Annotated in this window: 22 protein-coding genes and 1 riboswitch; of the genes, 3 read left to right on the top strand and 19 right to left on the bottom strand. The window is 48.0% G+C overall.

Features of this window, described 5'->3' with window-relative positions:
* Nucleotides 1-27: 27 nt before the first annotated feature.
* The 5 genes from M1E06_RS04020 to M1E06_RS04000 all read right to left on the bottom strand — a co-directional run bounded on the left by M1E06_RS04020 (nucleotide 28) and on the right by M1E06_RS04000 (nucleotide 5,547).
* Nucleotides 28-1,197 carry an iron-containing alcohol dehydrogenase gene (locus M1E06_RS04020; RefSeq protein ID WP_023856244.1) on the bottom strand — a complete coding sequence of 390 codons (1,170 nt, stop codon included), beginning with the start codon at nucleotides 1,195-1,197 and terminating at the stop codon, nucleotides 28-30.
* 4 nt (nucleotides 1,198-1,201) lie between these two features.
* Nucleotides 1,202-2,104: a 4-hydroxy-tetrahydrodipicolinate synthase gene (gene dapA / locus M1E06_RS04015; protein ID WP_020452908.1), complete on the bottom strand. Its 903-nt coding sequence runs from the start codon at nucleotides 2,102-2,104 to the stop codon at nucleotides 1,202-1,204.
* A 189-nt stretch (nucleotides 2,105-2,293) separates the two neighbouring features.
* Complete coding sequence (locus M1E06_RS04010; RefSeq protein WP_020452909.1) at nucleotides 2,294-3,577, bottom strand: ABC transporter ATP-binding protein; 1,284 nt, start codon at nucleotides 3,575-3,577, stop codon at nucleotides 2,294-2,296.
* Nucleotides 3,570-4,634: a FecCD family ABC transporter permease gene (locus M1E06_RS04005; protein ID WP_026580097.1), complete on the bottom strand. Its 1,065-nt coding sequence runs from the start codon at nucleotides 4,632-4,634 to the stop codon at nucleotides 3,570-3,572. The genes M1E06_RS04010 and M1E06_RS04005 overlap by 8 nt, the downstream gene beginning before the upstream one ends.
* Nucleotides 4,597-5,547: an ABC transporter substrate-binding protein gene (locus M1E06_RS04000; RefSeq protein ID WP_035337678.1), complete on the bottom strand. Its 951-nt coding sequence runs from the start codon at nucleotides 5,545-5,547 to the stop codon at nucleotides 4,597-4,599. Before M1E06_RS04000 ends, M1E06_RS04005 begins: the two co-directional genes overlap by 38 nt.
* Before the next feature lie 381 nt (nucleotides 5,548-5,928).
* Between M1E06_RS04000 and M1E06_RS03995 the strand changes: the two genes are divergently transcribed.
* Nucleotides 5,929-6,609: a GntR family transcriptional regulator gene (locus M1E06_RS03995; RefSeq protein ID WP_020452912.1), complete on the top strand. Its 681-nt coding sequence runs from the start codon at nucleotides 5,929-5,931 to the stop codon at nucleotides 6,607-6,609.
* Between the two features lie 97 nt (nucleotides 6,610-6,706).
* A complete protein-coding gene (locus M1E06_RS03990) occupies nucleotides 6,707-7,498 on the top strand; it encodes an SDR family NAD(P)-dependent oxidoreductase (RefSeq protein WP_020452913.1) in 792 nt (263 codons plus the stop codon).
* 43 nt (nucleotides 7,499-7,541) lie between these two features.
* On the opposite strand, the gene M1E06_RS03985 is transcribed toward M1E06_RS03990, so the two are convergent.
* A complete protein-coding gene (locus M1E06_RS03985; protein ID WP_020452914.1) occupies nucleotides 7,542-8,237 on the bottom strand; it encodes an MOSC domain-containing protein in 696 nt (231 codons plus the stop codon).
* Nucleotides 8,238-8,427: 190 nt separating this feature from the next.
* Here M1E06_RS03985 and M1E06_RS03980 point away from each other — a divergent pair, with 190 nt between their 5' ends.
* Nucleotides 8,428-9,336 (top strand): LysR family transcriptional regulator, encoded by a 909-nt coding sequence (locus tag M1E06_RS03980; protein WP_020452915.1) that lies wholly within the window; start codon nucleotides 8,428-8,430, stop codon nucleotides 9,334-9,336.
* A gap of 37 nt (nucleotides 9,337-9,373) precedes the next feature.
* Here M1E06_RS03980 and M1E06_RS03975 read toward each other — a convergent pair whose 3' ends face one another.
* The 13 genes from M1E06_RS03975 to sspJ form a co-directional block, all read right to left on the bottom strand.
* Nucleotides 9,374-10,684 carry a glycoside hydrolase family 28 protein gene (locus M1E06_RS03975; RefSeq protein ID WP_020452916.1) on the bottom strand — a complete coding sequence of 437 codons (1,311 nt, stop codon included), beginning with the start codon at nucleotides 10,682-10,684 and terminating at the stop codon, nucleotides 9,374-9,376.
* 13 nt (nucleotides 10,685-10,697) lie between these two features.
* On the bottom strand, nucleotides 10,698-12,188 hold the full coding sequence (locus M1E06_RS03970) for a UxaA family hydrolase (protein ID WP_020452917.1): 1,491 nt from the start codon (nucleotides 12,186-12,188) through the stop codon (nucleotides 10,698-10,700).
* On the bottom strand, nucleotides 12,188-13,651 hold the full coding sequence (locus tag M1E06_RS03965; RefSeq protein WP_020452918.1) for a tagaturonate reductase: 1,464 nt from the start codon (nucleotides 13,649-13,651) through the stop codon (nucleotides 12,188-12,190). Before M1E06_RS03965 ends, M1E06_RS03970 begins: the two co-directional genes overlap by 1 nt.
* A gap of 58 nt (nucleotides 13,652-13,709) precedes the next feature.
* Nucleotides 13,710-14,708, bottom strand: coding sequence for a LacI family DNA-binding transcriptional regulator (locus M1E06_RS03960; protein WP_020452919.1), 999 nt, complete (start codon nucleotides 14,706-14,708; stop codon nucleotides 13,710-13,712).
* Between the two features lie 80 nt (nucleotides 14,709-14,788).
* Complete coding sequence (locus tag M1E06_RS03955) at nucleotides 14,789-16,171, bottom strand: glycoside-pentoside-hexuronide (GPH):cation symporter (RefSeq protein WP_373367302.1); 1,383 nt, start codon at nucleotides 16,169-16,171, stop codon at nucleotides 14,789-14,791.
* A gap of 41 nt (nucleotides 16,172-16,212) precedes the next feature.
* The gene (uxaC, locus tag M1E06_RS03950) at nucleotides 16,213-17,634 is read right to left on the bottom strand and encodes a glucuronate isomerase (RefSeq protein WP_020452921.1); all 1,422 of its coding nucleotides are present in this window, start codon (nucleotides 17,632-17,634) and stop codon (nucleotides 16,213-16,215) included.
* A 173-nt stretch (nucleotides 17,635-17,807) separates the two neighbouring features.
* The gene (locus M1E06_RS03945) at nucleotides 17,808-19,565 is read right to left on the bottom strand and encodes a sensor histidine kinase (RefSeq protein WP_020452922.1); all 1,758 of its coding nucleotides are present in this window, start codon (nucleotides 19,563-19,565) and stop codon (nucleotides 17,808-17,810) included.
* Nucleotides 19,562-20,290, bottom strand: a complete 729-nt coding sequence (locus M1E06_RS03940) for a response regulator transcription factor (protein WP_020452923.1) — start codon at nucleotides 20,288-20,290, stop codon at nucleotides 19,562-19,564. Before M1E06_RS03940 ends, M1E06_RS03945 begins: the two co-directional genes overlap by 4 nt.
* A 171-nt stretch (nucleotides 20,291-20,461) precedes the next feature.
* Nucleotides 20,462-21,229: an ABC transporter ATP-binding protein gene (locus M1E06_RS03935; RefSeq protein WP_043054605.1), complete on the bottom strand. Its 768-nt coding sequence runs from the start codon at nucleotides 21,227-21,229 to the stop codon at nucleotides 20,462-20,464.
* 63 nt (nucleotides 21,230-21,292) lie between these two features.
* Entirely contained in the window at nucleotides 21,293-22,306 is a 1,014-nt protein-coding gene (locus M1E06_RS03930; RefSeq protein ID WP_095323665.1) for a FecCD family ABC transporter permease, read from the bottom strand.
* Entirely contained in the window at nucleotides 22,306-23,370 is a 1,065-nt protein-coding gene (locus tag M1E06_RS03925; RefSeq protein WP_023856260.1) for a FecCD family ABC transporter permease, read from the bottom strand. The genes M1E06_RS03930 and M1E06_RS03925 overlap by 1 nt, the downstream gene beginning before the upstream one ends.
* Before the next feature lie 156 nt (nucleotides 23,371-23,526).
* Nucleotides 23,527-24,930, bottom strand: coding sequence for an amino acid permease (locus tag M1E06_RS03920; RefSeq protein ID WP_020452927.1), 1,404 nt, complete (start codon nucleotides 24,928-24,930; stop codon nucleotides 23,527-23,529).
* A 114-nt stretch (nucleotides 24,931-25,044) separates the two neighbouring features.
* Nucleotides 25,045-25,221: riboswitch (Lysine riboswitch) on the bottom strand.
* Nucleotides 25,222-25,380: 159 nt separating this feature from the next.
* The gene (gene sspJ, locus M1E06_RS03915; RefSeq protein ID WP_003185183.1) at nucleotides 25,381-25,521 is read right to left on the bottom strand and encodes a small acid-soluble spore protein SspJ; all 141 of its coding nucleotides are present in this window, start codon (nucleotides 25,519-25,521) and stop codon (nucleotides 25,381-25,383) included.
* Nucleotides 25,522-25,613: the final 92 nt, after the last annotated feature.

The following is a 25,613-nucleotide window of genomic DNA, read 5'->3' as shown; positions in this document are numbered from 1 at the left end:
TGGTGAAAACCATGTACAGATCCCAACCTACATATCCAGCAATTTCAAATAGACGGCTTCAATCTCCGCAATGGACATCGGCTTTGGATTGTTATCCATGAGCCGTTTGACGTCGGCTGCCGCCTCTGCAAGCGATGGAACATCCTCTTTTGATACCCCGAATGTCTTTAAATTTTGCGGAATGTTCAAATCAGCGGTCCACTCTTCAATTTTCCGTATGACCCGCTCTGCTTGACTTGCCTTCGAACCCTTTGGTTCAATTCCAATCACGCCAGCCACATCCGAAAGACGGTCAATCACATGATCCGCATTGAAGGCCGTTACATGCGGAAGCAGCATTGAATTGGCCACCCCGTGCGAAATTTTGTATTTTCCCCCGAGCGGGTAAGCCATCGCATGAACCGCCGCTGTTCCTGCGCTTGTCAAGGCCATTCCGCCATACATGGCGCCAATGAGCATTTTTTCTCTCGCTTCCAGATTATCTCCATGATGGTAGGCCTCCTGAATACTGGAGGAAATCAGTCTCATAGATTCAAGCGCAAACATGTCGCTGAATGGGTTTGCTTTGTTGGAAATATAGGATTCGAGTGCGTGTGTAAATGCATCCATTCCGGTTGCAGCTGTGATCGCTTTTGGAAGACCGGTCGTCAAAACCGGATCTAAAATCACAACCGACGGCAGCAGATAGGGACTGACCATACCAATCTTTAATTCTTTCTCCGGGAACGTCACAATCGCATTCGGCGTCACCTCTGACCCTGTTCCGGATGTTGTCGGAATCAGCACAAGCGGAACGCCGGGCTTTTCAACAAGATTCGTCCCAATCAAAGCAGAAATCGGTTTTTCATTTGTTTTCAGAACAGAGAGGATTTTAGCCGCATCTAGCACACTGCCTCCGCCAATTCCTAGAATCGCGTCATGGCCTCCTTCAGAAAAAAGCTGAAAAACCTCTTCGATATTTTGTTCCGTCGGCTCCGGCTGTATATCGGTGTTAATTTCACTTGAGATGCCTTTTTCGGCCAGCACCTCTTTCATTTGGTCTGCATAGCCGAGAGAAACGATCGACGGCTGAGTTAAAATAAACACCGAACGAATCTGATTCAAGCCGGTCTGATCTAAGTGATCGCCAAGCAAATTGAGTGAATGTGCACCAGCCTCAATTCGGGCTGCCGTTTGAAAATGATAAAGCGTCTTCATAACCTCACTGCTCCTTTGCCATTTTTACTTCAATTCCGTAGCCTTCGAGCATCTTTTTTACTTTTAGCAGCGGCTCTCCCGACAGCTCTGCAATCGGACTTTTAGGCGGCCCGACGGCAATGCCGGCAAGCTCTGCTGCTTTTTTTAGCGGTGCCGGCAGTGAACCGAGTGAAAACGTATCACGAAGCGGTTGCAGCTGCTGTTGATAGCGCTCGCTCTCTTCAATGTTTCCTTGTTTAAAAGATTCATAGATTGAAACAACGGTTTGCGGAAGCACATTGGCTGTGGCAGCTACAGCACCTGTTCCACCCGCCTTCAATGTGTCTAAAATCAATGAATCAGTTCCTGCCAGGACGGAAAAGGACTGTTCTTTTGTACGCTCAAGATACGCCTTAATATTGGCGAAGCTGCCGCTGCTGTCCTTAATGCCGATAATGTTCGGCAATGCCGCAAGCCTTTCAACCGTTTCGGGCTCCAATGATACGCCTGTTCTCGACGGAATGTTGTAGAGCAGGACAGGAAGCGTGACATTTTCAGAGACCGTGCGGAAGTGCTGATACAATTCCTCCTGCGAAGGTGCGACAAAGTATGGCGTAATAATCGAAAGAACATCCGCTCCGATATCCGCCATTTGATTGGATAAGGAAATGGTCGCCTCAGTACTGTTTTCTCCTGCCCCGATGAAAACAGGCACTCGTTTATTAACCGCTTTTACAACTGTTTCAGCAATTTGAAGCTTTTCCTCTTGCGAGAATAAATGAAATTCGCCATTTGTCCCTAAAGCAAAAATGCCATGGACGCCTGAATCAATAAGATCATTCACCAGCTTTTCGGCTGCGCCCGCATGAAAAGCCTGTTCTTTTGTAAGCGGTGTCAGTATGGCAGGGATAATCCCCTCTACTTTCAAGTGATCTCGCCTCCTCTGTTGCATTTTTAAACATTTAAATAGTAAAACGCTTTCACAAATTTTATTATAAAGGTGTTATGATTCATTTAACAACACATTTTTTCGAATTCGGGACAAAAGAATGAAACCTCACCTTCAGCTGATGCGTTTTAAAACAATAAAAAAACCTGTCCAAAGACAGGCCCAAATTTAACCTTTTAAAACTTTCACACAAGCCGCTGTTTTATTTTGAATTTCTGTAAAAAAGGCAGTTTGATACGCTGACCGGCCGGATTGAGTGGCAGCTACAAGCACATCGCTGCACGGAATATGGTGCTCGGCTGCGGCATTTGCTGCAGCACTTATCGCCGTTACAAATTGACCATCTTGCAAACAGCCGTCAACTAACACCCATATGATCAAACGCCCCGCCGTATCTTTCATACCGACGATGCAAAGATCACCCTTTTCCGACACAATATGACAGTCAGCCAATTCAGCATCATGTTGGATAAACAGCGTTTCCTGTTCATAGGCTGACAGGTCATGCGGCAATCCAGAGTTGTTTCCGCTTGCGAAGACAAGCTTTCGTCTCCATGCAAAGCCTGTTTCAGAGGACAGAAGACGCAGCGGGCGGTCTGCCGAAAATGCGATGCCATGCGGCAAATATTGTTCAATCCGCTCTTTTAAAAAGAGGGGCTCGGTTTTCTCCGGGATGGTTTTCGCCTTGATCGTAAACTGCGGATTTGCACGCTGAGGATGGTCCAGCGCTGTGATGCCCGTATCATACACTCTTCCGATACCCTCGGCAGAAAGGGCGGCTTCCGGGCGGTCAAGAACTTCCGCCTTTCCATCTTTCAACAACAGCAGGCGGTCACAGTATAAACTCGCAATATTCACATCATGAAACACCCCGACCACTGCGAGTTTGGATGCAGCCGTTTCTTGTTTCATTAAATCAAGCAGACTCTTTTGAAATGACAAATCGAGAAAACTCGTCGGTTCATCAAGCAGCAAATATTCGGGTTCCTGGGCAAGTGCCTGTGCTAAATACACCCGCTGCTGCTCTCCGCCGCTCAGCTCATGAATGGATTTTTGAGCGAAACGAAGCGTGTCTGTCTGCTTCATCACCCTCTTCACGATATCATGGTCTTCCGCTGTCAGCTGCCGAAAAAGGCCTGATTGATACGCGTAGCGGCCAAACTGTACCGTTTCCTCCACCGTAAAGGAAAAGGCCTGCTCCGTTTTTTGAGGAAGGACCGCCATTTTGCGAGCGAGCTCTTTCGTTTGGTACGCCCCGACTGAACGGCATTCAAGCAGCACCTCGCCGCTTCGAGGCGCGATTGTTCCCGACAACATTTTCAGCAAAGTAGTTTTTCCGCTGCCGTTCGGACCAAGAATTCCTAAAAATTCACCCGGCTTTACAGCAAAGCTGATGTCCTGTAAGACATCCGTTTTTCCGTAGCCGCCGGACACACGGATGACATCAATCATGAATTCGCCCTCCCCGGTAGCGCCGAATCAAAATAAACCCGAAAACAGGCGCTCCTATCAGTGCGGTAATAATACCGATCGGCAGCTCGGACGGCTCAATGATGGTTCTCGACAAAAGATCTGACAGCACAAGGAACGAAGCACCGTTCAGCATCGAGAGCGGCAGAAGATGACGGTGATCCGTAATAGAGAAAAGCCGGATAAAATGCGGAATGACGAGACCGACAAAGCCAATGGTTCCAGACACAGCAACCGCACTGCCAGTTAAAATAGCTCCCGCCAACAGAACGACATACTTACTTCGCTTCACATTCACACCGAGGAGCCTCGCTTTTTCCTCGCCATAAGTCATCACATTCAGTTCTCTCCCGCTGATCAAAAGCGCGGCAGCACCAACCGCAAAAAAGGGCAGAAACAGCGCGATATAACCCCAGCCTCTCATCGATACACTGCCGAGCAGCCAGTGGACGATCGGTTTTAAATCATCGCCGGTCAATGCGATCATGAGAGAAATAAGCGCACCCAAAAAAGAACTGAAGATGATTCCTGTCAAAATCAAAGCAGACAGGGTCAATGAAGGGTGTACGAGCCGCGCAAAGAACAAAACCAAAAAAATCACGACAACGGCCGCGGCAACGCTTAAAAACGGCAGTGTAAAACTTCCGATCACCGGCAGCTGAATCCCAAAAAACAGCGTGACCACTGCACCGACGGCCGCGCCTGACGAAATGCCGAGCGTATACGGATCTGCGAGCGGGTTTTTCAAGAGCCCCTGAAACCCGGCTCCCGCAGCAGCAAGCCCCGCGCCGACAAGAGCGGCCAGCACCACCCTCGGCAGTCTGATTTTCATGATGATGTTCGCCTCTGTCGGATCGGGATTTAACCCTTGAATACCAAACCATTCGTTCAAAAAAACCTTGATAATAGAAGGAATGGGAATCTCCAAAGATCCGATAGAGATTCCCATAAGAACAGATGCCGACAGAAACATCAGGCTGAAGGCATATGCCGCGAAGCGGTTATTTTTTAAAAACGTCAGGGTAAATATGTTCAGCAAGCTCTTCGACCCCTTTGATCAATCGCGGCCCCGGACGGGTCACGAGGTCAGGGTCCACGTCGTATACTTCGTTATTTTTGACCGCTTTTACACCGTTCCAGCCGCTTCGTTTTTTAATTTCGCTGACTGCGGATTTACCGTTTGTCGTCACGATCGCATCGGGATTCAGCTTGACGATCGCTTCTTCCGTTATTTTGGTCCAGCCTTTCTGCGCGGAAGCGGCATTTTCCGCATGGATCGCTTCAAGCATTTCATCCATAAAGGTGCCTTTTCCGGTCGTATAAATGTCCGGAGCCGGAGACACTTCGACAAATACTTTCTTTTGATCGTCTTTAGATATGCTGGCAGCTTTTTCTTTTATGTCAGCCAGGTCAGATTTCATGCCCTTGATCAGGCTTGCCGCTTGATCCTCTGCACCGGCAGCTTTTCCGATCATTTCGATGGACTGGTACGCCTCTTTAAAAGAGGCCGCATCATTCACGGTCACCACCGTAATTCCTGCATCCTCCAGCTGCTTTAGCCCTTCTTTGGCACTCTGCATGCTCGATGCGTGGGCCAAGACCAAGTCGGGATTTAACGAAATGATTTTTTCTGTGTTGAATTCCATGCCCCCGATTTTTTCAACGTTTTTCACTTCTTTTGGATATGTATCAAAATCCGTCACGCCGACGACTTTCTTCCCCAGGCCAAGGGCGTATGTAATTTCGGTATTGCTCGGCATCAGAGAGACGATTTTCTTCGGTTCTTTTTCAATTTTGACCTCTTGTCCTGAAGCATCTTTTATGGTGACCGGAAACGCTTCAGCCGCCTTCTCCTGTTTTTGCTGTTCTACCGGCTTTTGCGCTTGACCGCAGCCGCTAAGAACCCCGGCGGCCAACAGCAGTGACAGCAATAAAAGCCCTAACTTCTTCATTCTGCTTCCTCCTCGGGATAAAATAAAAACATCTCTACTCAGTAAAGATGCAGTAAACCAGGAACGTACAAAAAAAGAGCACATCGCTTATACCGCATCTGTCTTCGCAGATAACGCGGTCATCATCCAGGCGGTTATTCCGGCTTGCGGTTGATCGCTCCCGGCCCGCCGAACTGCTCGCGGGGGGCTCTCTCGCCGGCTCCCCTATTAGCCGCTTCTGGGCAGCGCCTTTCTGACTCATTCGTGTCCTAATTTCGGAATTATTATACTATAATCGACACAGGTCTGTATATGAGATTCTGAAAAGGAGATTTTCAACTGAAAAACGTTGTTTTTGCTAAAGTATTTACGATATATTGCATATAGAGAAAGGGTGGTTTTATGCCGATACCGAAAAACTATACGCCGCAGGTCAGACTTTCAGCAAAGGAAAAAGCGTTTCATCAATTGCAGCGCTGGATTGTCGACGGAACCCTTGAACCCGGCGAAAAAGTCACGGACGTCGATCTGGCCGAAGCGCTCGGCGTCAGCCGCACACCGGTCAGAGAAGCGCTTCAGCTCCTCGAATCTCAAGGTTTTGTGGAAATGAAGCCGGGAAAAGAAACAAAGATCACGCTTATTCATCCCGATGATGCGCTGGCCGTCTATCCCCCGCTCGCACATCTTCAGGCTCTGGCGGCAGAACTGGCAACGCCGCTTTTGACTGAAGAAGAGATCGCCGAGCTCAAAAAACTCGCGGCTCAATACGAAGCCGCTTTTAAAGAGGAGCGGAACCACGATGCAGCTGAACTGGACGAACAGTTCCACCATTTGATTATAGAAGCGGCTAAAAACCCGTATGTTCTTCAGTTTTCCGCCGTTCTGCAGCTTCATGTCAGACGGATGAAGTATGTGTTTTTCAATCGGCCGTCTGCTCCGAAACTGCAGTCCGCCGCCGAGCATTGGGAAATCATCGCCGCTTTTGAAAAAAACGATCCGAAATTGGCGGCTGAAGTGATGAAAAAGAATTGGCTCCGTCCGATGGAAGATATTCATAAGATTTTAAAAGACAAGGAACAATAAAACGACAAGCACGATTTTCGACCGAGGTATCCAGCTGCGATATACTGTTCATTAGATGTTTTTTCATCTTAACTCTTAAAACAAGGATTGATGGCATATGGATTTACAGCTGAAAGACAAACTCGTACTCGTGACAGGTTCTACTGCAGGTATTGGAAAAGCAACGGCGGAAGCCTTCTTGGCGGAAGGGGCCGAAGTCATCGTGAACGGACGGACAGAAGAAAAAGTCCAGTCAGTCGTTGAGGAACTTTCCCGGCACGGAAACGTTCACGGCATTGCCGCTGATTTATCCGCTCCTGAAGAAAGCATGGCATTGGTCGAAAAAACCGCTAAAATCGGGGAGCTTGATGTCCTCGTCAATAATATGGGCTTCTTTGAAGTGAAGGATTTCACAGAGGTGACAGACGAAGAGTGGCTCAAATATTTTGAAGTAAACGTTTTAAGTGCAGTCAGGCTTTGCCGCGCGTTTCTGCCGGCCATGCTGAAGCGTAATAAGGGAAGGATTCTCAATTTGGCAAGCGAAGCCGGCATCAAACCGCTTCCGCAGATGATCCCTTATTCAATGACGAAAACCGCTCTGATCAGTTTATCAAGAGGTTTGGCCGAAATGACGAAAGGGACAAATGTGACGGTCAACTCCGTCCTTCCGGGACCTACCTGGACGGAAGGCGTCGCCAATTATATGGAGGGTGCCGCAGCTCAGGAGAAAACCGATTTAGACACTTTTGTCAAAGACTATTTCAAAGTGAATGAGCCGACTTCTTTGATTCAGCGCTATGCAAAACCGGAAGAAGTGGCGAGTACGATCGTCTATCTCGCTTCCGAAAAAGCTGCGGCCATCAACGGTTCCGCTCAAAGAGTGGAAGGCGGAATTATCCGCTCCATTTAACAGAAATCCTCTGCCGATCGGCAGAGGATTTTTTCCTTTTGGGTTAAGATCTCTTCTCCAGACCTCCCGTCAGCCTTTCGCGGTCATCCGGCTCAAAACCGTTAAGCCGCTTTAAACATGATGCCCGCCAATTTGCCGACAGTTCCTCCACCTCGAGAAGTTTTTTGATGCCCTCAATATTGTTCTTTTCATGATGCTTGATGCGATTTGCGTAAGAAATCGTGATGCCTTTAGGGTGGCGTGAGATTCGTTTCAGACCACGATCCTTACAGACGAACCCTTCTTTCAGCACGCGAAAGTAAAAACCCGTAAATCCGGTGTTCTGTACCTTCAGTATCATATCGGGCATACCGTACCTTACGGTTAGTTTATAGCAAGGCTGCCTTGGCTGGCTCACCTGTACAACAGCTTCACCCAGCTGAAAGATATCGCCGATATGAACGTCATCCTCCAGCAGACCCTTGATCGTTAAATTTTCGCCAAATGCTCCGTATTCCAGCTTTCTTTGCAGTTCCTTTTCCCAAAAGAGATAATGTTCATACGGATAGACACACACTGCTTTTTCCGCGCCACCATGATGAACGAGATCCCCCTGCCCGTCCCCCGCAAAATTAGTAGATGACAGGAAGATAGGGCCGCTTGCCGGCTTCTTGTATATTCCGGTAGACACAGCTTTATTTTGAAACTGAATTGCCTCTGGCTTCCCTACATTGATCGAAAGGATATCGGCATATTCCATTCATATCACCTCTTACATTCAAATGTCCTGCAGACGGCAGCGGCCGAACAGCAACGCTGCACATCTCTTTTGAGATTTAAGTATAATCGACCTCTTATCATAAAACCATTCAATCGTTATTATAAAAACAATAGGTTAAACCTATCGTTGAGTTTCGTCTGTTTTTTATAATGGAGAGAGGGAAAAAGCATTGGAGCTAAAGCAATTGGAATATTTCATGGCATTGTGCCGGGAGCTTCATTTTACCCGTGCTGCCGAAAAACTGAATATCGCTCAGCCCTCGCTGAGCCAGCAAATCCGTTTGCTTGAACATGAAATCGGAACGCCTTTGTTTAATCGTTCAGGCAAACGCACCGTAATGACGGAAGCGGGAAAGATTCTGCTTCAGCACTGTTACAATATCTTTCATGAACTGTCACAGGCGCAAGACGCAATCAGCGAGCTCCAAGGTTTAAAGAGGGGAACGCTAAAAATCGGGGCGCTGTTGACCGTGGTTAATTATTTGCTTCCCCGGACCGTGATCGACTTTCACCGCAGCTACCCCAATATTGAATTGTCTGTTTTAGGGCTGAGAACCGGAGATATTTACGACCGGCTGCTGCAAAATGAGCTCGACTTGGGCATTGTAGCCCAGCGGGTGGAACACAGTGATCTGGAAACCGTTCCATTCCTTACCCAGCAGCTCGCCCTCGCAGTGCCTATTGACAATCCGGTTGCAAAACGGCAGTTTGTCACACTTGACGTGTTAAGGGAGATTCCATCTATCTTGCTGCCTGAGACGTATTTTTTGCGGCAGCTGATCAACGAAAAGTGCCGCACGTTTGGATTCGAACCTCGGCCGGTCATGGAAATGACAACGATGGAATCGATCATGAACATGGTTGGTAAAGGCATTGGCGCCACCATTTTGCCGAAAGGCTATCTCGATGATATTGGAAATAAATCCATTCAGACGATTCCGATTCAAATGCCGGATTTGACGACGGAAATCAGCATCGTTTACCGTAAAAACAAGCATATGTGCGCTGCAAGCCGGGTGTTTATGGAACTGCTGATTTCCTCGGTCAAAAACGAAACCGCTGATGCGCCGCTGCGTTAAAAGAAAGATCCTCTGCATGTCTGCAGAGGATCTCTGTTTAGACTTCGTGTGAATCATAGCGTTTTCCGTTAATATACAGATTCGAAAAAACAGGGTCTTTCACATGTTTCAGTTCCATCGGAATATCGACGCCGTCGATCTCGGAATCAGTCACTTTCAGACCGGTGACTGGAGAATGATCGTACGCCAGCACCCTGATCCCGTATTGTCCGCCCATGCTTTTCAGCTGCTCAACATCAATGTTGCGGACGACGGGCTTGAAATCTCCGGCGTCCCCTTCTTCATATTCCATATCGATGGCGATCACTTCGCGCTTCAAGCTTTTGACCGTATTTTTGTGAAAGTAGATGTTTTCAAGAACACCGCCGCGCACCGAATTCGTTTTAATGCGGAGGGCTCTGTCCAAGTTCGGGCTGTCCATGAGGTTTCCCTCGGCGATGACATTCTTCACGCCGCCGGAAATTTCGCTTCCGATCGTGACCCCTCCATGCCCGTCTTTCATTTCGTTATGTTCAATGACAATGTTCTCCGATGGCATGTTGATCCTTCGGCCGTCGGCGTTCCTTCCCGATTTGACGGCGATGCAGTCATCTCCATTATCAAAATGGCAGCCCTTGATCACCACGTTTTTGCACGATTCCGGGTTGACTCCGTCGGTATTCGGACCGTGTCCGATGACCTTGATTCCGTCCACTGTCACATTCTCGCAAAGCACGGGATGAACTTGCCACATCGGCGAATTCAAAACGGTGACACCTTGAATCAAAATATCTTTGCAGCGATACGGCTGAATGAAGTTCGGCCGCAAATAATGCCCTTTTCCAAACTGCCGCTCAGTGACCGGGACACCGCGCTCAGCCATTTCAAACAAAGCATTTCGGTCTTTTTCCTGTGAAGACTGGCCGTTCGTTCCCCTTTTCCACGGCCACCAATGTTCGTCATCACCTTGGCCGTCAAGCGTGCCCTTTCCGGTTATTGCAATATTTTCGGCTTCGTAAGCATAGATGAGCGGTGAATAATTATAAAGCTCGACGCCTTCGAACCTCGTCAGCACAACGGGGAGATAATCTTCCGGGTTCTGACTGAATTTGATCACCGCTCCTTGTGCAAGATGAAGCTCCACATTGCTTTTCAGTCTGAGTGCACCGGAAAGAAACACGCCTTCAGGAACTGCTACTCTTCCACCGCCTGCTTTGTGGGCTTGATCAATCGCCTTTTGTATCGCTCCCGTCGCATCCTTTTTTCCGCTTCCGTCAGCCCCAAACGCTGTAACATCAAATGATCGATCAGGAAATACCGGAACCTTCAGCGTCTTTAGAATCTCGTCTTTTATTTTCTGCATACTCACGTTACCGCCCCCTTTACAATGTAACGCCTGTTTTAAATATCGCAAGCTCCCTGAAATCGTTTATCTCATTGTTCAGCTGCCTGCCGCCCGCGACTTCGATCAAATATGCTGTCAACTCTTTCAAAACGTCATCTTCTGACCGGTTTTCGAGCACCCTTCCCGCATTAAAATCGATCCAGTGGCGCTTCGCCTCATAAATCGCTGTATTTGTCGAAATTTTCATCGTCGGCACAAAGGTGCCAAAAGGCGTGCCCCGCCCTGTCGTAAATAAAACGATTTGACACCCTGCAGCGGCCAGTGCGGATGAAGCAACAAGGTCATTTCCCGGAGCGCTCAGCAGGTTCAACCCGTTCTTTTTCAAAACGTCCCCGTATTCCAGAACATCCGTCACCTTTGAAGTGCCGGCTTTTTGCGTACAGCCGAGCGACTTATCCTCCAATGTCGTAATGCCGCCTGCTTTGTTGCCCGGAGACGGGTTTTCATAGACGGGCTGCCTGTGATCGATAAAGTACTGTTTAAAATCGTTGATTAAGCGGACGATTTTATGAAACACTTCCTCATTTTCAGCCCGCTCCATCAAAAGCGTTTCCGCTCCAAACATTTCAGGCACTTCTGTCAAAACCGCCGTTCCCCCTTGGGCGATCAGAAAATCGGAGAGCCGGCCGAGCAGCGGATTTGCGGTAATGCCGGAAAATCCATCAGATCCGCCGCACTTCAAACCGATCTTCAGTTCAGAAAGCGGAACATCTTCACGCCGGTCACCTTTTGCATGCTCATAAATTTCTTTTAACAGTTTGACGCCTTCCGTGACTTCGTCTGATACTTCTTGAGAAAGCAGGAACTTGACCCGGCTGTGATCATAATCGCCGAGCGCTTCGCGGAATTCATGGATGCTGTTGTTTTCACAGCCAAGTCCCAGTACAAGGACACCGCCTGCATTCGGGTGTTTGACGGCATTCGCCAACATCGTTCTCGTGTTGATATGATCATCGCCAAGCTGTGAACAGCCGTACTGATGCTTTAATACGTGAACGCTTTCAAAAGGGACGATAGAGCCGATCTCAGCTTTAAATTCTTTGATGATCAGCTCTGCAATGCCATTTACACAGCCGACAGTCGGTACGATCCATAGCTCGTTTCTGATTCCCGTTTTTCCGTCTTTTCGTTTAAAGCCTTTAAATGTGAGCGGTTCTTTTTGATAGCGGTTTTCCGTAAATTTCGGCTTGTAGCTGTATTCTTCGACACCGCCCAAATTCGTTTTCACATTTTTTGTATGCACCCACTCCCCCGTCTGAATCATGTCAGTGGCGTGCCCGATCGGAAAGCCGTATTTGATGACGTCTTCATTTTCAGCGATGTCTTTTAAAGCAAACTTATGGCCTTTCAAAATCGTTTCCTTGATCACGATGGTCCGTTCTCCTGCAGTGACCGTTTCACCGGTTTGCAATTCTCTTAACGCAATGCCGACATTATCTTGAGAATTGATCATCAAGCAGTCTTTCATCACATGTCCCCCAGCTCAGCCATTTGGCTGTTCATCATTTTTTTCAGCGCCTTCCTCATTCCCGTTTGTTTCATGTCCCTTAAATATTCAGCCGTCTTGTCCGTCAACCCGGAAACGTCGTTCAGGTTTTGCCCCCATACTTTTTCAAACCCGAGAACATGGAACGCGATGTTTGAAACGTCTGTCTCTTCTGTCCAGAGCCGTTTGAGAAAAGCCAGCACCTCATCGTCGTCAGACAGCGGAATGGCCTCATCTTCCCGTTTTCCTTGGTAAAAATAAATTAAAGCGCTTAAAGCAAATACGGTTCGAGCCGGAAGTTTGCCAGTTCGTTCCGCATATTCCATTAAGACGGGCAAATTTCTGACTTTGAATTTTGCAAAGGAATTTAAGGAAATATCGATCAGCTTGTGACGGATAAACGGGTTTTTAAAGCGGTCGAGAATCTCTTCCACATAGGCGTCAAGCTCACTGCCGGGCATATCGATCGTCTCGAGCACTTCACGCTGAATCAGCTCTTTCACAAATGATCCGATAAGTTCGTCTTCAGCCGCTTCACGAACCGTCTCAAGGCCTGCCAAATAAGCGATCGGCGTCATCGCGGTATGGGCGCCGTTTAAGATTCTCACTTTTCTCAGCCGGTACGGCGTCACATCTTTGACAAACTCGACATTCAGACCGGCCTCATGAAGCGGAAGCTCGTCTGGAAGCCATTTCGGCCCTTCAATCACGAACAAATGATACGGCTCCGCCGTCACCATCAGAGAATCGCGATAGCCGGCCGCGTCTTCAAGCCCGTGTGCATTTTCTTGCGGGAATCCCGGTACGATCCTGTCTACAAGCGTATTGCAAAACACATTTGACTCCTCAAGCCAATCGATGAACCCCTGTTCAAGCGCCCATTCGTTCGTATAGCGCAGCACAATCTCTTTCAGTTTTTTCCCGTTATCTTCAAGCAGCTCACACGGGAGGATCACCAGGCCTTTTTCCCTGCTTCCCTGAAAAGTCAGGTAGCGTCTGTATAACAGCGCAGTCAGCTTCCCCGGATAGCTCTTCTGCGGACGGTCGGACAGCCGGTCTTCCTCGATATATATGATGCCGGCCTCTGTCGTATTTGAAAAGACAAAGCGCAAATCCGGCAGATCGGCCAGCTTCATAAATTCATCATAGTGTTCATAGCTGCTGACGACTCTGCTGATTGTTGTAATGACAGCAGAATCGCGAACCTCCCGTCCTTCCCTGAAGCCTTCAAGATAAAGCGTGTAAAGCCCATCCTGTTCTTGAAAGGCCGTTACTGAGCCGCGGCGCGGAGGCACAACGACGGCGCTGCCGTTAAAATCGGTTTCTTCATTCAATCTATGAATCTGCCAGTCAATAAACCCCCTCATAAAGTTACCTTCCCCGATTTGCAAAATCCGTTCGGGACGGCTCGGCTTAGACCTTATCCGTTTGGACAGCCTCTCCATTTCAATTCCCTCCTCATTTTTGCACACGTTCACATTTTACAGCGCATCAAAAATGATGCTATAGATGCTTAACTGAATTGCGAATGATCAGCTCCGTGCCGATGAGCGTCTGCCTGCCTTCTGCCTGCGGATTTTCGATCAGTGACAACAGGCTTTCCGCACCAAGCATGCTGATTTTTTCCGTCGGTTTTTTTACCGTCGTCAATGACGGTGTCGTATACGCCGAAAATCCGCTATCGTCAAAGCCGATGATCGACATATCGTCAGGACAGCGTTTCCCGTTTGCATAAAGGGCGTTCATCGCGCCGATCGCCATATCATCATTGGCGCAAAACAGGGCAGTCGGAGGGTTCTTCAGCTTCAGCAGCGTTTCAGCCGCACGAAAGCCGCTTTGCATCGTATAATCACCTTGAACGAGGTATTCGCCGGGCATGTCAAGATTTGAGTCGCGAAGCGCTCGAAGAAAGCCTCCTTTTCTTTCTTGAGACGATTTAAAACTTTCTTTCCCCTGCACCATGGCGATCCGTCTGTGGCCGTTTTTGATCAAGTATGAAGCAGCGAGGAAAGCGCCCTCGTGTTCATTCGCCAAAATATTGACGACGGAGTGCCCTTCGATTTTTCTGTTCAGCACGACGACCGGAATATTCTGTTTGAGGACGTGCTCAATAAAAGCCTGATCCTGTTCGCTTTGGCTGATTAAAATCATGCCGTCATAGCGGTTGCGGTGAATGGATGACAAATCATGATAATCGTCAATCCCCCTGACAACCATATTATAGTTTTCATCGATCACCTTGTTGACGCCGCGCAGGATGTCTGCAAAGAAACTTGAAGACGTCCCGTCTGTCAGGCTTGTTAAAAACAGACCGATCGTAAAAGACTTTTGCGTAACAAGGCTTTTCGCATTAAAATTCGGTTTATAATTCATTTCGGCTGCGATGTCGAGTATTTTCTTTTTCGTGTTCTCTTTTATCAGCGGACTATTGTTCAGCGCTCTGGATACTGTGGTGTGCGATACATTCGCCAGCCTGGCGATATCTTTAATCGTTACTGACATTGTTTTTTTACCCGCCTTTTCTTGCTGTTGTTACCATCAGTTTACCATATCAAAAGCGCTTTTTAGAAAATGAAATTCCGCTATGGTCTCGCTTCGATTTCCGCGATCATTTCGGCATGCTTCTGATCTGTCAGACGGTACAGGTAGCCGAGAACGAGAATGGCCGCCGTCAGCGCCGCTGCAGGATACAAAAGGAGTATCGCTTTAATGCCGAGCAGCGTCCCCGCTTTTTGGGTCGCATTCGGCACATAGCCGATAATGCTGAGACCGATCCCCGACAGGAAGCCGGAGAGCGACTGAGCCAGCTTTCTCGAAAAGTTAAACAGCGAGTATACCGTTCCTTCTTTCCGTTCCCCTGTTCTCCACTCGCCATAATCGATTGCGTCTGATACAAATGCCCAGGTGATACCGTTCGGAATGCTGATGCCGATAAAGGCGATGCTGGCGAGAATCGTAAAAACAAAGACATTGCCCGGTACGAAAAAATTGATCAGATCCGCACAGACGGAAACCGCGAGCCCCAAAATAGCGGTATGCTTTTTCCCGAACAGCTTCACGAGCTTCGGCAGCATGATGACGCCGATAAAGGATGAGCCGATGATGATAAAGTTCATGTAGGCCATCAGTTCGGCGTTGCCGAGGTTATACTGTGCGAAATAAATCAGCATCGCAGATTTAAGGTTATAGGCTGAAATCGTAAAAATGGTCATGAATATAAGCGTAAGGAGCGGTTTATTCGTAAAAAACGTCTTTGATATTGCTTTGAATGTCACTTTTTCCTGTTTGTACTTCTCATCTTTTACGACAATCCGTTCCTGGCAGTTTCTATAGCAAATGTAGAAAAACAACACACCGAGAAAAGACATCAGCCCCATGACGACCGGATAGGCAACCGCAGGGTTGTCAAACCTGACGATCATCGGAATGACAACAATGCTCGTCACAAACAGGGCGCCCAGCGAGCCGGCCTGTCGAAAGGAAGCAAGCGAAGTCCGCTCCACCGAATTTTGCGTCATGGCCGCCCCGAGCGAGCCGTAAGGGATGTTGACAAAGGAATAGCCGAGGCCCCAAAGCATGTATGACGCATAAGCGTATATGAGTTTGCCCGTCGGTGACAGATTCGGCGAGATGAAGGTCAATATCGTCAAAATCGCGAGCACAAAGCTTCCGTATAGCAAATACGGCCTGAATTTGCCTTTCGGCCCGATATTCTTCCTGTAGTCGATCGATGTTCCCACAATCGGATCGACAAAAGCGGCAAAAAGTTTGCTCACAAGAAAAATGCCGCCGGCCGCTGCCGCCGGAATACCGGCAACATCCGTAAAAAACTTCAAAAGATAGAGCTGTCCAAGGTCAAACATAAATCCGTTCCCAAAATCTCCAAAACCGTAAGAAACCTTTTCTTTTAAACTTAATTTCTCTTGAGTGACGGTGACTGTTTCGGTTTGTTTGTTCGTCGATATTTCCATGAAAAAGCAGCTCCTCTGCTAGCCATTTTGTGACTCTATGCTTTCAAACGATCTTTCACTTCAAACTGGAAATAGTGTTTTGCATTTTCGTAGCAGATCCCTTTGACGATCCGTCCCAGAAGCTCGATATCATCCGGCGCTTCTCCTTTTTCAACCCATGTGCCGATGACATCGCAGAGCAGGCGCCTGAAATATTCATGTCTTGTGTAGGAAAGAAAGCTGCGCGAATCAGTCAGCATACCGATAAAACGGCTCAATAGTCCGATGTTGGCGAGCGATTTCATTTGTTCGAGCATGCCGTCTTTCGTATCGTTGAACCACCAGGCGGTGCCATGCTGGATTTTCCCCGGTATCCGGCCGTCCTGGAAGCTTCCGCAAAGGCTTGAAATCACGACGTTGTCTCGCGGATTTAAAGAATACAAGATCGTTTTTGGCAGCGCGTCTTTTCGGTCAAGAGAATCGAGAAAGCTGCACAAAGGCTTTGCGATGTCCTGATCATTAATCGCATCATATCCCGTATCAGGCCCGAGCTTCCGGTACATTTTGCTGCTGTTGTTTCGGAGGGCGTTAATATGAAGCTGCATCGCCCAGCCCTTCTCCGCATAGCATGTTCCCAAATAGTGCAGGGTAAAGGATTTAAATTTGCACTCTTCCTCAGGCGAGGCGGCTTCTCCGTTCATCACCTTTGCAAAAATCGGACGCACTTCGCTTTCATCTGTTTCCGTGTACATCATTTGATTGATGGCATGATCCGATATCCGTCCGCCTAGTTCATGGAAAAAGTCAATTCTGTTTTTAAGCGCTTTCAAAAAATCGTCATAATTTCCTATCTTCATAGCGCTTGCTGCTTCAAGCTTGCTCACCCAGGCGGCAAAGCCTTCTTGATTGATTTCCAGCGCCTTGTCTGGCCTAAATCCGGGTAAAACGCTTACATTAAAGTCTTCATCTTTCAGCTTCATATGATATTCAAGACTGTCTGCCGGATCATCCGTCGTGACAACCGTTTCAACGTTTGATTTTTCAATCAAGTCTCTGGCGCCGAACCCTTCTCCGGTCAGCTGTTTGTTCACCCGCTCCCAAATATGCGGCGCGCTCTTTTCATCAAGCCGTTCATCGATGCCGAAAAACCTTCTCAGTTCCAAATGGGTCCAATGATAAAGCGGGTTTCCGATCGTCATCGGAACCGTTCTTGCCCAGGCGCTGAATTTCTCTTCGTCTGACGCATCTCCTGTAATAAACTCTTCGGATATTCCATTGGCCCGCATTGCTCTCCACTTGTAATGATCCCCGTACAGCCATACTTCGGTCAGGTTTTTAAACGTTTTGTTTTCGTAAATTTCCTTTGGGTTCAAGTGGCAGTGGTAGTCGATGATCGGCATCCCTTTAGCATACTGGTGGTACAACACTTTCGACGTTTCATTCGTTAAAAGAAAATCGTCATTCAAAAACGGCTTCATAAAATCCCCACCTTTCCTTATTTAATGTTAACGTGAACATTTCTTTTTGCAATACAATGTGAACGTTAACATTTAATCTTATTTTATACGAACCTCGCCTTCTTTTCCATTATTTTCTCAACATAAAAGAAGCCTAAAGGCAATAACCTTTGGCTTCTTCTTTTTCATACCGCTTATTTGGCGGTTTTAGGGTTTTTCTTAAATTCCATCGTAATTTCCGTCCCGCGGCCTGTCCGGCTGTCAACGGCGATGCAGCCGTCGTGAAGGTGGACAAGTTCCAAAGAAATCGCAAGGCCGAGACCGCTTCCTTCTGTCGCATCTTTTGTATGCGTTCCTCTGTAGTAGCGGTTAAATAAATTTGAGACGGTTTCCGAGTCCATGCCTCTTCCGTTGTCTTGAATTTTAAGAATAATATATTGCTTGGTTTCTTCAAGGATCACCTTGATGTCAGTGCCTTTTTTGTTATGCTTGACGGCGTTGGCAAGGAGGTTTTCCAGGACTCTTCTGAACCAGCCTCTGTCTATCGCAAACTCGGTATCTTCTTGCGTATATTCAAAAGAAACGTTGTACCCTTCCGAAAACGAATGGCGCTTAAACTCTTCAACGAAGCTTTTTAAAAACGGCACAAGCCTCACTGTCTGGCGTTTAATCGGCAAGGCGTCGTTTTTCAGCCTGTACGTCAAGTTCAGGTCTTCGATGAGCTGTGACATGTAGTCCGATTTTTCTTTCATTGCCTGGCCGATTTCACGGATTTCTTCTTTTGACCACTCATAGTTTGGAGACTCCAGCATCATGCTGTAGCCGTAAATCGTGCTGAGCGGCGTTTTTAAATCATGGGAGAGCCCCGCGATCCATTCCTCCCGAGTCGTTTGGATTTTCTTGCGGCTTTGTTCGTCTTTTTTCAGCGTTTCCGTCAGCTGCTCCATCGATTCAAACACTTCTGTGAACAACCGGTACGGCTGTTTTCGCTTCCCTTTTTTGTTCCGGCTTTGCGGGCGGCCTTTCCGATTTCTCGGCTCTTCAAATCGCCCTTTTGAAAGGTTGACGATCCATTTAATCGTATGGATGATCGGCATGCCGAATCTGAAAGAATACCAAATCGTCATGGAAGACATCAATACGATCAGAACGCCGATCACGAGCAGAACGATTTTTAAAGCGAGCCCGATCATCGTCCTGTTGAACTCATGATCCGGATTATAAATCGGGTTCGGGGTAGCGGCAATCAGCCATTCTGTCGCGCTTAAACGCCTGTATGAAAACTCGTGCTCGTAGTTCCATGGCTTCGATCCGTATTTTAAAAGTTCCAGCTCAGTGATGCCCTGGCTGTAATCTATGTCCTGATAGAGCGAGTTCAACATTTTCCCTTTTTCGCTGAACAGATAAACCGATCCTTTGTTTTTCTTAATGAAATCAAGCGTGCTTTTTTTATAGGAAGAAAGGTCCGCCATATCCTTCTCTTCCTTTTCCAAATAGGACAGGATCGTATCGCTTTTCGACTCCCATCCGAATAGAATCACGTAGTCTTCACCATTGAAATTGGCAGACCAGAAGTTGACTTGATATTTTTTGATTCTTTTTTTGTCAAAGACTGATACGAGGTCTTCCCTGTGGTACTCCCTCTGAATTTCCGAAGGAAGGCGGTAGGAATAAACGGTTTTCTCCTTACCGTCTAATATTTGAAGCCAGCCTCCCTGTTTGTCGATAGCCGATTTCAAGATATCTTCAATCTGCCAATTATTATTGTCATCCACACTGACCCAGCTTTCAAAAGTGTCTGATGTGGCTTTTGCCAAGCCTGTATCCGCTTCGCTCTCGCTTAACCGGAGAGCGAAAAAGATGAAGGATAACAGCAGAGTGGCGAGGACAAGACCGAGAATCAGGAAAATCTGGCTGACAAAATGGAGAACGAGCTTTCCTCTCAGCTTCATCCTTCGCTCTCTTTTCTTGCAGGATTGGGAACGAACTTATAGCCAAGACCGCGAATCGTGACGATATATTCGGGGCTGCTCGGGTCTTTTTCGATTTTCTCCCTCAGTTTTCTGATATGTACCATAACGGTGTTGCTGTCTCCGTAAGATGGAACGCCCCACACTTTTTCATAAATTTGGTCCTTGGAAAGCACTCTGTTCGGATGATCGCAAAAATATTGCAGAAGCTGGAGAAGCTGTGCGGAGCAGCTGACCGTTTCTCCGTCCACGATCAGCTCCGCAAAATCGGGATGAAATGTAAACCGTTCATATTCGTAGGCTGAAGATACCGAAGCAGCTGCGACTTCTTTATGTATATACGTTCTTTTTAAATGCGCTTTAATCCTGGCAATTAACTCCAGAGGATTAAAAGGTTTTGTAATATAATCATCGGCTCCGTAGGCAAAACCTGACAGTTTATCGAGGTCCGATGTCTTCGCCGTTAAAAAGAAGATCGGGGCGTTGGTGTGCCGTCTGATTTCAGGGGATACATCAAATCCTGTCTGTCCCGGCATCATGACATCGAGAAGTATTAAGTGCACGGTATCCTTTTTCACGATGTCGAGCGCTTCTTCTGCGCTGCTCGCGGTCAGCACTTCTGAAAATCCTTCCTTCGTGAGGACGCGCTTGACCATTTGAACAATGGCGTCTTCGTCATCCACAATCAAAATTGTCGCATTTTCCAAAATCCTTCTTTCCTTTCTGTCTATATCATGTTTTGATATCCTCATCTTACCATCTATTATATCTTTATCGGCACCCGTTTTCTGATTTTAAAGTAAAAATAAACTTTTTTAGAAATGATTTTTTACTTTACGAAATCATGGAATAAAAAAACAGACATCGTCTGATGTCTGTCAGCCGGTTGCCAGCCTCTGATCCTCTTCTTTTTTCAATAGATCATAAGTCAGGCACACCGGTTTTCCTGTGCGCGGGTCTAAAATAATTTCCGCATCAATCTGAAACACTTTTTTCAATACCTCTGATGTCATGACTTCATGTGGAGCGCCCTCTTTGACAATTGCACCGGAGTTCAGCGCCACCATGTGATGGGCAAAGCGGGCGGCATGGTTGAGGTCGTGAATGACCATCAAAATCGTTCGGCCTTCTTCTTTGTTGAGCTTTTCCAGCAGTTGCAGAATTTCAAGCTGGTGCGCCAAGTCCAAATAGGTTGTCGGTTCGTCGAGCAGCAAGAGCTCCGTTTCCTGGGCAAGAGCCATCGCAATCCAGACGCGCTGGCGCTGTCCCCCGGAAAGGGCTTCGATCGGCCGGTCATAAAAAGGCAGCATTCCTGTCACTTCGAGAGACCATTCAACCATGCGGCGGTCATCGGCCGAGAGCCTGCCCATTCCCTTTTGATGAGGAAAACGGCCGTAAGAAACGAGCTCATATACGGTCAGACCGCCTGGCGCCTCAGGGGTCTGCGGAAGAATCGCCATCTGTTTGGCTATATCTTTCGTCGACATTTGGTGGATCGCTTTGCCGTTTAAATAAACGGCGCCCGTTCTAGAACGCTGTATGCGTGCCATCGTTTTTAATATGGTTGACTTGCCGCACCCGTTCGGACCGATCATGGTCGTTACTTTTCCTTTTGGTATGTGGAGGTTTAAGCTTTCGACTATCATCTGTTCTCCGTAGCCGATCCCCAGGTTGTTTGTTGAAAGAGACACCTTGCACCCTTCCCTTCTTTAATTTGTTTTCATGAGCAAATAGATAAAGTACGGCGCGCCTAAAGCGGCAATGACTAACCCTACGGGAATTTCCGAAGGCGCCAGTATCATCCTTCCGATTAAATCCGCCAGCAAAAAGAGCAATGCTCCGGTCAACGCGGAAGCCGGGATTAAAAGCTGATGCTTCGGCCCGACAAGCCTTCTGGCAATATGCGGAGCCACAAGACCGAGAAACGTAATATTCCCTCCAGCCGCTACACACGCGCCGCTCAGCGCGGCTGCCGACAGAAGCAGTATGCGCCGCTCCTTTTCAACTGCCGTTCCAAGCCCTGTTGCGAGCTGATCACCGAGATTCAGCACGTTTAAATAGCGCGCTTTGTAGAGAATAAAAGGAAGCAGCACGACAATCCAGGGCAGCACGGCCGAGACAAAGCTCCAGTTTGAACTCCATATATTTCCTGACAGCCAAACAGCCGCCTGCATAAAGTCATTCGGGTCCATTTTCAGCTGCAGCATTAAGATGGCCGCCGAAAACGCCGCATTCACTCCGATGCCGACCAGAACGAGGCGAATGGGATTCAAGCCTTTTTTCCACGCCAGCAAATAGATGGAAACGACTGCAAAGCAGGCTCCCAAAAATGCAAAAATCGGCAGGGAAAAAACGAATCCTTTTTGCAGATTTCCAACATTCCCCTGAAAATAAAAGATGAACAGCACAACGGCAAAACCTGCTCCCGTATTGATGCCCAATATCCCCGGATCGGCCAGGTCATTCCGCGATATCCCCTGCCAGACGGCTCCGGAGACAGCAACTCCCGCACCGATCAGCATGGCGAGGACCATGCGCGGCAAACGGAATTCAAATAATACAAGTTCATCCTGCGGCGTTCCGAAACCGAACAGTGTTTTCAATGTATCAAGCGGGGCGATGCGGATTTCTCCCATGTTCATGCTTAGTAAAAACACGGCGACCATCAGCACGGCCATGACGAGCATCACCGCAGCCGCCCGTCTGCTGTTTTTCTTGAGCATTACAGTCCACTCCTTTCCCTGCGGGCCAGATAGAGAAAGAATGGTACGCCGACAAGCGCCGTGACTGCTCCGACAGGTGTTTCGAACGGCGGATTGACCAGCCTTGCCGCAATATCCGCATAGATCAGCAGGACGGCGCCAAGCACCGCTGAGCATGGAATGATCCAGCGGTAATCAACCCCGACCAGAAAGCGGGTAATATGCGGAATGATCAATCCGATAAAACCGATTGCCCCGGCAACGGACACAGCGGCACCCGTCAGCAGAACAACCGACACGATTCCGATCGCTTTCACCGTCTTCGTATATTGCCCGAGCCCTTTCGCCAGCTCCTCTCCCAAGCTTAGAACCGTAATGGAACGGGCGATGACAAAAACGACGGCCAAACCGAGAGCTGCCGCCGGAACCAACAACTGAATGCTGAGCCATTTCGTGCCAGCGACACCTCCGGCATACCAAAAACTGACGTCGCGCGCCACATCAAAATGGATCGCAATGCTCGTAGAAAGAGCGCTCAGAAATGTGCCGACAGCCGTACCGGCCAAAGCCAGCTTTACAGGCGTAAGACCGCCTTTTGAAAACATTCCGATCGCAAAAACGAGTCCCGCTCCAAGACCCGCGCCGGCAAACGACCAGATCATCAGCCCGACCGATGAGGTTCCCGGAAAAAAAGCAAACGCGACAGCAATTGCGAAAGCTGACCCGTGCGTGACGCTCATAATTTCCGGCGATGCGAGAGGGTTTCTCGTCATCCCCTGCATCACGGCTCCGGAAACCGCCAAGCAGGCGCCCACAAGAGCCGCACTTACCGTCCTTGGCAGTCTGAGTTCCTGAATAATTTGATGGGCCGTATTTTTCGCATCAAAATGAAAAATGGCGTCCCAAACCGTTCCAAGCTTTATATCAGCCGCACCGAGCGCAATCGATAATGCGGCGCCAAACAGCAGTAGCATGATTCCGCCGGCCAGGACAAAAACAGCTCCAAGCGGACGGCTGATCGGTTTCTGTTCTTCATCAGGGCCATCCGCGCTGTTGATACGATGTATGTTTTTGCAAGAGCTCACTCGATGCCATTCCTTTCGATCTTTTTAACCGATAACGATTATCATTTTCATTTTATAGTATAACAGGCCTAAGCGGAAATTTTAATCAAAAATTTCGGCGGGAATCAAAAAGCCAGCCGATCTTCTGCTAAAAGACCCGGCTGGCAAAGAACTTTATCACACTTGATTATTTTTGAACTTTTTGTAGACGAACGGGTAGATCGCAAGACCGACGAAAAACAGCCCGATTCCCAAGATAAAGGTGGTTAAGTCAGACGTACCTGAAACGATGACCCATAAAGAATACACCAGAGCAGCCAAAGCGATGATGCCGTCCCCTGTTCTTGAACCTTTCAGTTCACCGTATGTCTCCCCTTTGAGGATGAGCTTCAAGCTGAAAACAGCCGCTACAAGATAAGGCACAAGGTAAGCGAGCGTCGCCGACGTTGTTAAAAACGTAAAGGCCTCGCTGATCGTTCCCGAAACCGTTGAGAAAATAAAGATCTGCGACATCACGTTTGTGACGATCAATGAATTAACCGGGCTTCCCTTTTTGTTCGTTTTCGCAAAGAAAGCAGGAAAATCACCGGCCTTTGCCGCCTGATACGGAACCTCTGCGCCGATTAAAATCCAGCCGAGCATCGATCCAAACAAAGAAACGATTGCCAAGACCGCCATAATTACGCTGCCAAAGCTGCCGATGATCACGTGCAGCACATCAACGAACGGTTTATCCGAGGCCTGGAGCTGATCGTGCGGGATGACGCCCATCGTTATTAAAGTGATGACCATATAAATGCCGAGCGCAATTAACAATCCGGTAATCGTCGCGCGTTTGACATCGCGCTGGGATGATGCGCGCCCTGATAAGATTACCGCAGACTCGATGCCGACAAACGCCCACAGCGTTGAAATCGCCGCATTGTGAACCTGTCCGCCCAGCCCAATACTTTTGCCTTCTGATTCGATTGGAAAATAAAATGATTCGAATAAAGCCGTCTGAAAAACGAACAAACCTGCAACAATAAATAGGACAAACCCAAGCACTTTTGAAAAAGTTGCTAAAAAGTTCAGTTTGCCCGCTCCATTTATGCTGGAGACTAAGATGAAATGCGTCCCCCATAACAAGATTGTACATACGATAAATGTCAAGAGCTGGCCGAGTGTAACGGGGTGGCCGCCGAGTTCAATCAGCTCGCGTCCGTCAGTTAAGATCGGCAGGAAAGTCGTCAAATAGCCTGCAAGGCTTGTAATGATGGCCACGTTGCTGATCCAGCTTGCCACCCAATACCCCCATACCATTGTAAAACCTGCCGCATTCCCTTTTTTAGGGTCTGAGAATAAAGCTCTTGCATAGCTTTGCGGACCTGCTTTAAGATCCGGGCGGCGAATGGATAAATGACCGAATACAAGGGCGATCATCAGCACCCCCGCACCCGTCACCAGCCATGCCGCCGTTACGCCGAACGGGCTTGCCGTCTGGGCGAGTGTGCTGGGGAGCATAAAAATCCCTGAGCCGACCATATTGCCGACAACAAAAGCGGTAAGAAGCCAGAAGCCCCATTTTTTTGTCTGTTCCATAAGATATAACCTCCGAGCATTTTATAAAAAATATGCCGGACCAGACCGTGAGATCATTCAAAATAAAAAAAGCATGAACAAAAGTCCATGCTTTGGTTAAACATACACTCTTGATCTCCGGATAGCCCTCCGCGGGAAAACCCGCGGCAGTCCTGCACTTATTCAATGCAGACCCAGCATAAAGAATGAATGGCTTCCTTATGCTTCGGCGCTGATGCCTTTTGCATATGATCATCGGCCCCATCAGCCTCACACATGCGACTCATCATCCGCGCAACCTCTACCTCACTAAGAGTTAAGAGTGAGGATTTATCACATATTCTGAAAAGAGGTTACCAGAGAAATTTTAATCTGTCAAAGGGAAGTGATGGAAAAACGGACAGCCGCGCCAAAAGGCCGCCTGTTTCGGCAGCCTTCTGCAGAATGGAAGACGGCGCTTCCATCTGTCATTTATCGGTTGTTTTTCTTTTTGTTGACCGCCTCTTGCAAAGGGTCTCCTTTCAGCGCTTGTCCTGCATCTTCAAGCGCCCCCCGAACGGCGTTTTGGTCCTTTTCCTTATTTCCTCTATCTTTATTGAAGAAAATACCCAAATGAATCACCTCTTTAAAAATGTGGTACAATTTTAATTTGGCTTATCACTTTAAAATTATGCAGAACCTTGAATGTGTTTTTTAACTGAAAA

This window comes from Bacillus sp. AK124 (assembly GCF_053903085.1).
This window is presented reverse-complemented; position numbering and strand designations above follow the sequence as displayed.

Bases quoted from the DNA above. Each gene is read 5' to 3' on its own strand.
- M1E06_RS04020 (WP_023856244.1), bottom strand. From the start codon at position 1,197: ATGAAGACGCTTTATCATTTTCAAACGGCAGCCCGAATTGAGGCTGGT.
- M1E06_RS04010 (WP_020452909.1), bottom strand. From the start codon at position 3,577: ATGATTGATGTCATCCGTGTGTCCGGCGGCTACGGAAAAACGGATGTC.
- M1E06_RS04000 (WP_035337678.1), bottom strand. From the start codon at position 5,547: ATGAAGAAGTTAGGGCTTTTATTGCTGTCACTGCTGTTGGCCGCCGGG.
- M1E06_RS03995 (WP_020452912.1), top strand. From the start codon at position 5,929: ATGCCGATACCGAAAAACTATACGCCGCAGGTCAGACTTTCAGCAAAG.
- M1E06_RS03990 (WP_020452913.1), top strand. From the start codon at position 6,707: ATGGATTTACAGCTGAAAGACAAACTCGTACTCGTGACAGGTTCTACT.
- M1E06_RS03985 (WP_020452914.1), bottom strand. From the start codon at position 8,237: ATGGAATATGCCGATATCCTTTCGATCAATGTAGGGAAGCCAGAGGCA.
- M1E06_RS03970 (WP_020452917.1), bottom strand. From the start codon at position 12,188: ATGAAAGACTGCTTGATGATCAATTCTCAAGATAATGTCGGCATTGCG.
- M1E06_RS03965 (WP_020452918.1), bottom strand. From the start codon at position 13,651: ATGGAGAGGCTGTCCAAACGGATAAGGTCTAAGCCGAGCCGTCCCGAA.
- M1E06_RS03960 (WP_020452919.1), bottom strand. From the start codon at position 14,708: ATGTCAGTAACGATTAAAGATATCGCCAGGCTGGCGAATGTATCGCAC.
- uxaC (WP_020452921.1), bottom strand. From the start codon at position 17,634: ATGAAGCCGTTTTTGAATGACGATTTTCTTTTAACGAATGAAACGTCG.
- M1E06_RS03945 (WP_020452922.1), bottom strand. From the start codon at position 19,565: ATGAAGCTGAGAGGAAAGCTCGTTCTCCATTTTGTCAGCCAGATTTTC.
- M1E06_RS03935 (WP_043054605.1), bottom strand. From the start codon at position 21,229: ATGATAGTCGAAAGCTTAAACCTCCACATACCAAAAGGAAAAGTAACG.
- M1E06_RS03930 (WP_095323665.1), bottom strand. From the start codon at position 22,306: ATGCTCAAGAAAAACAGCAGACGGGCGGCTGCGGTGATGCTCGTCATG.
- M1E06_RS03920 (WP_020452927.1), bottom strand. From the start codon at position 24,930: ATGGAACAGACAAAAAAATGGGGCTTCTGGCTTCTTACCGCTTTTGTT.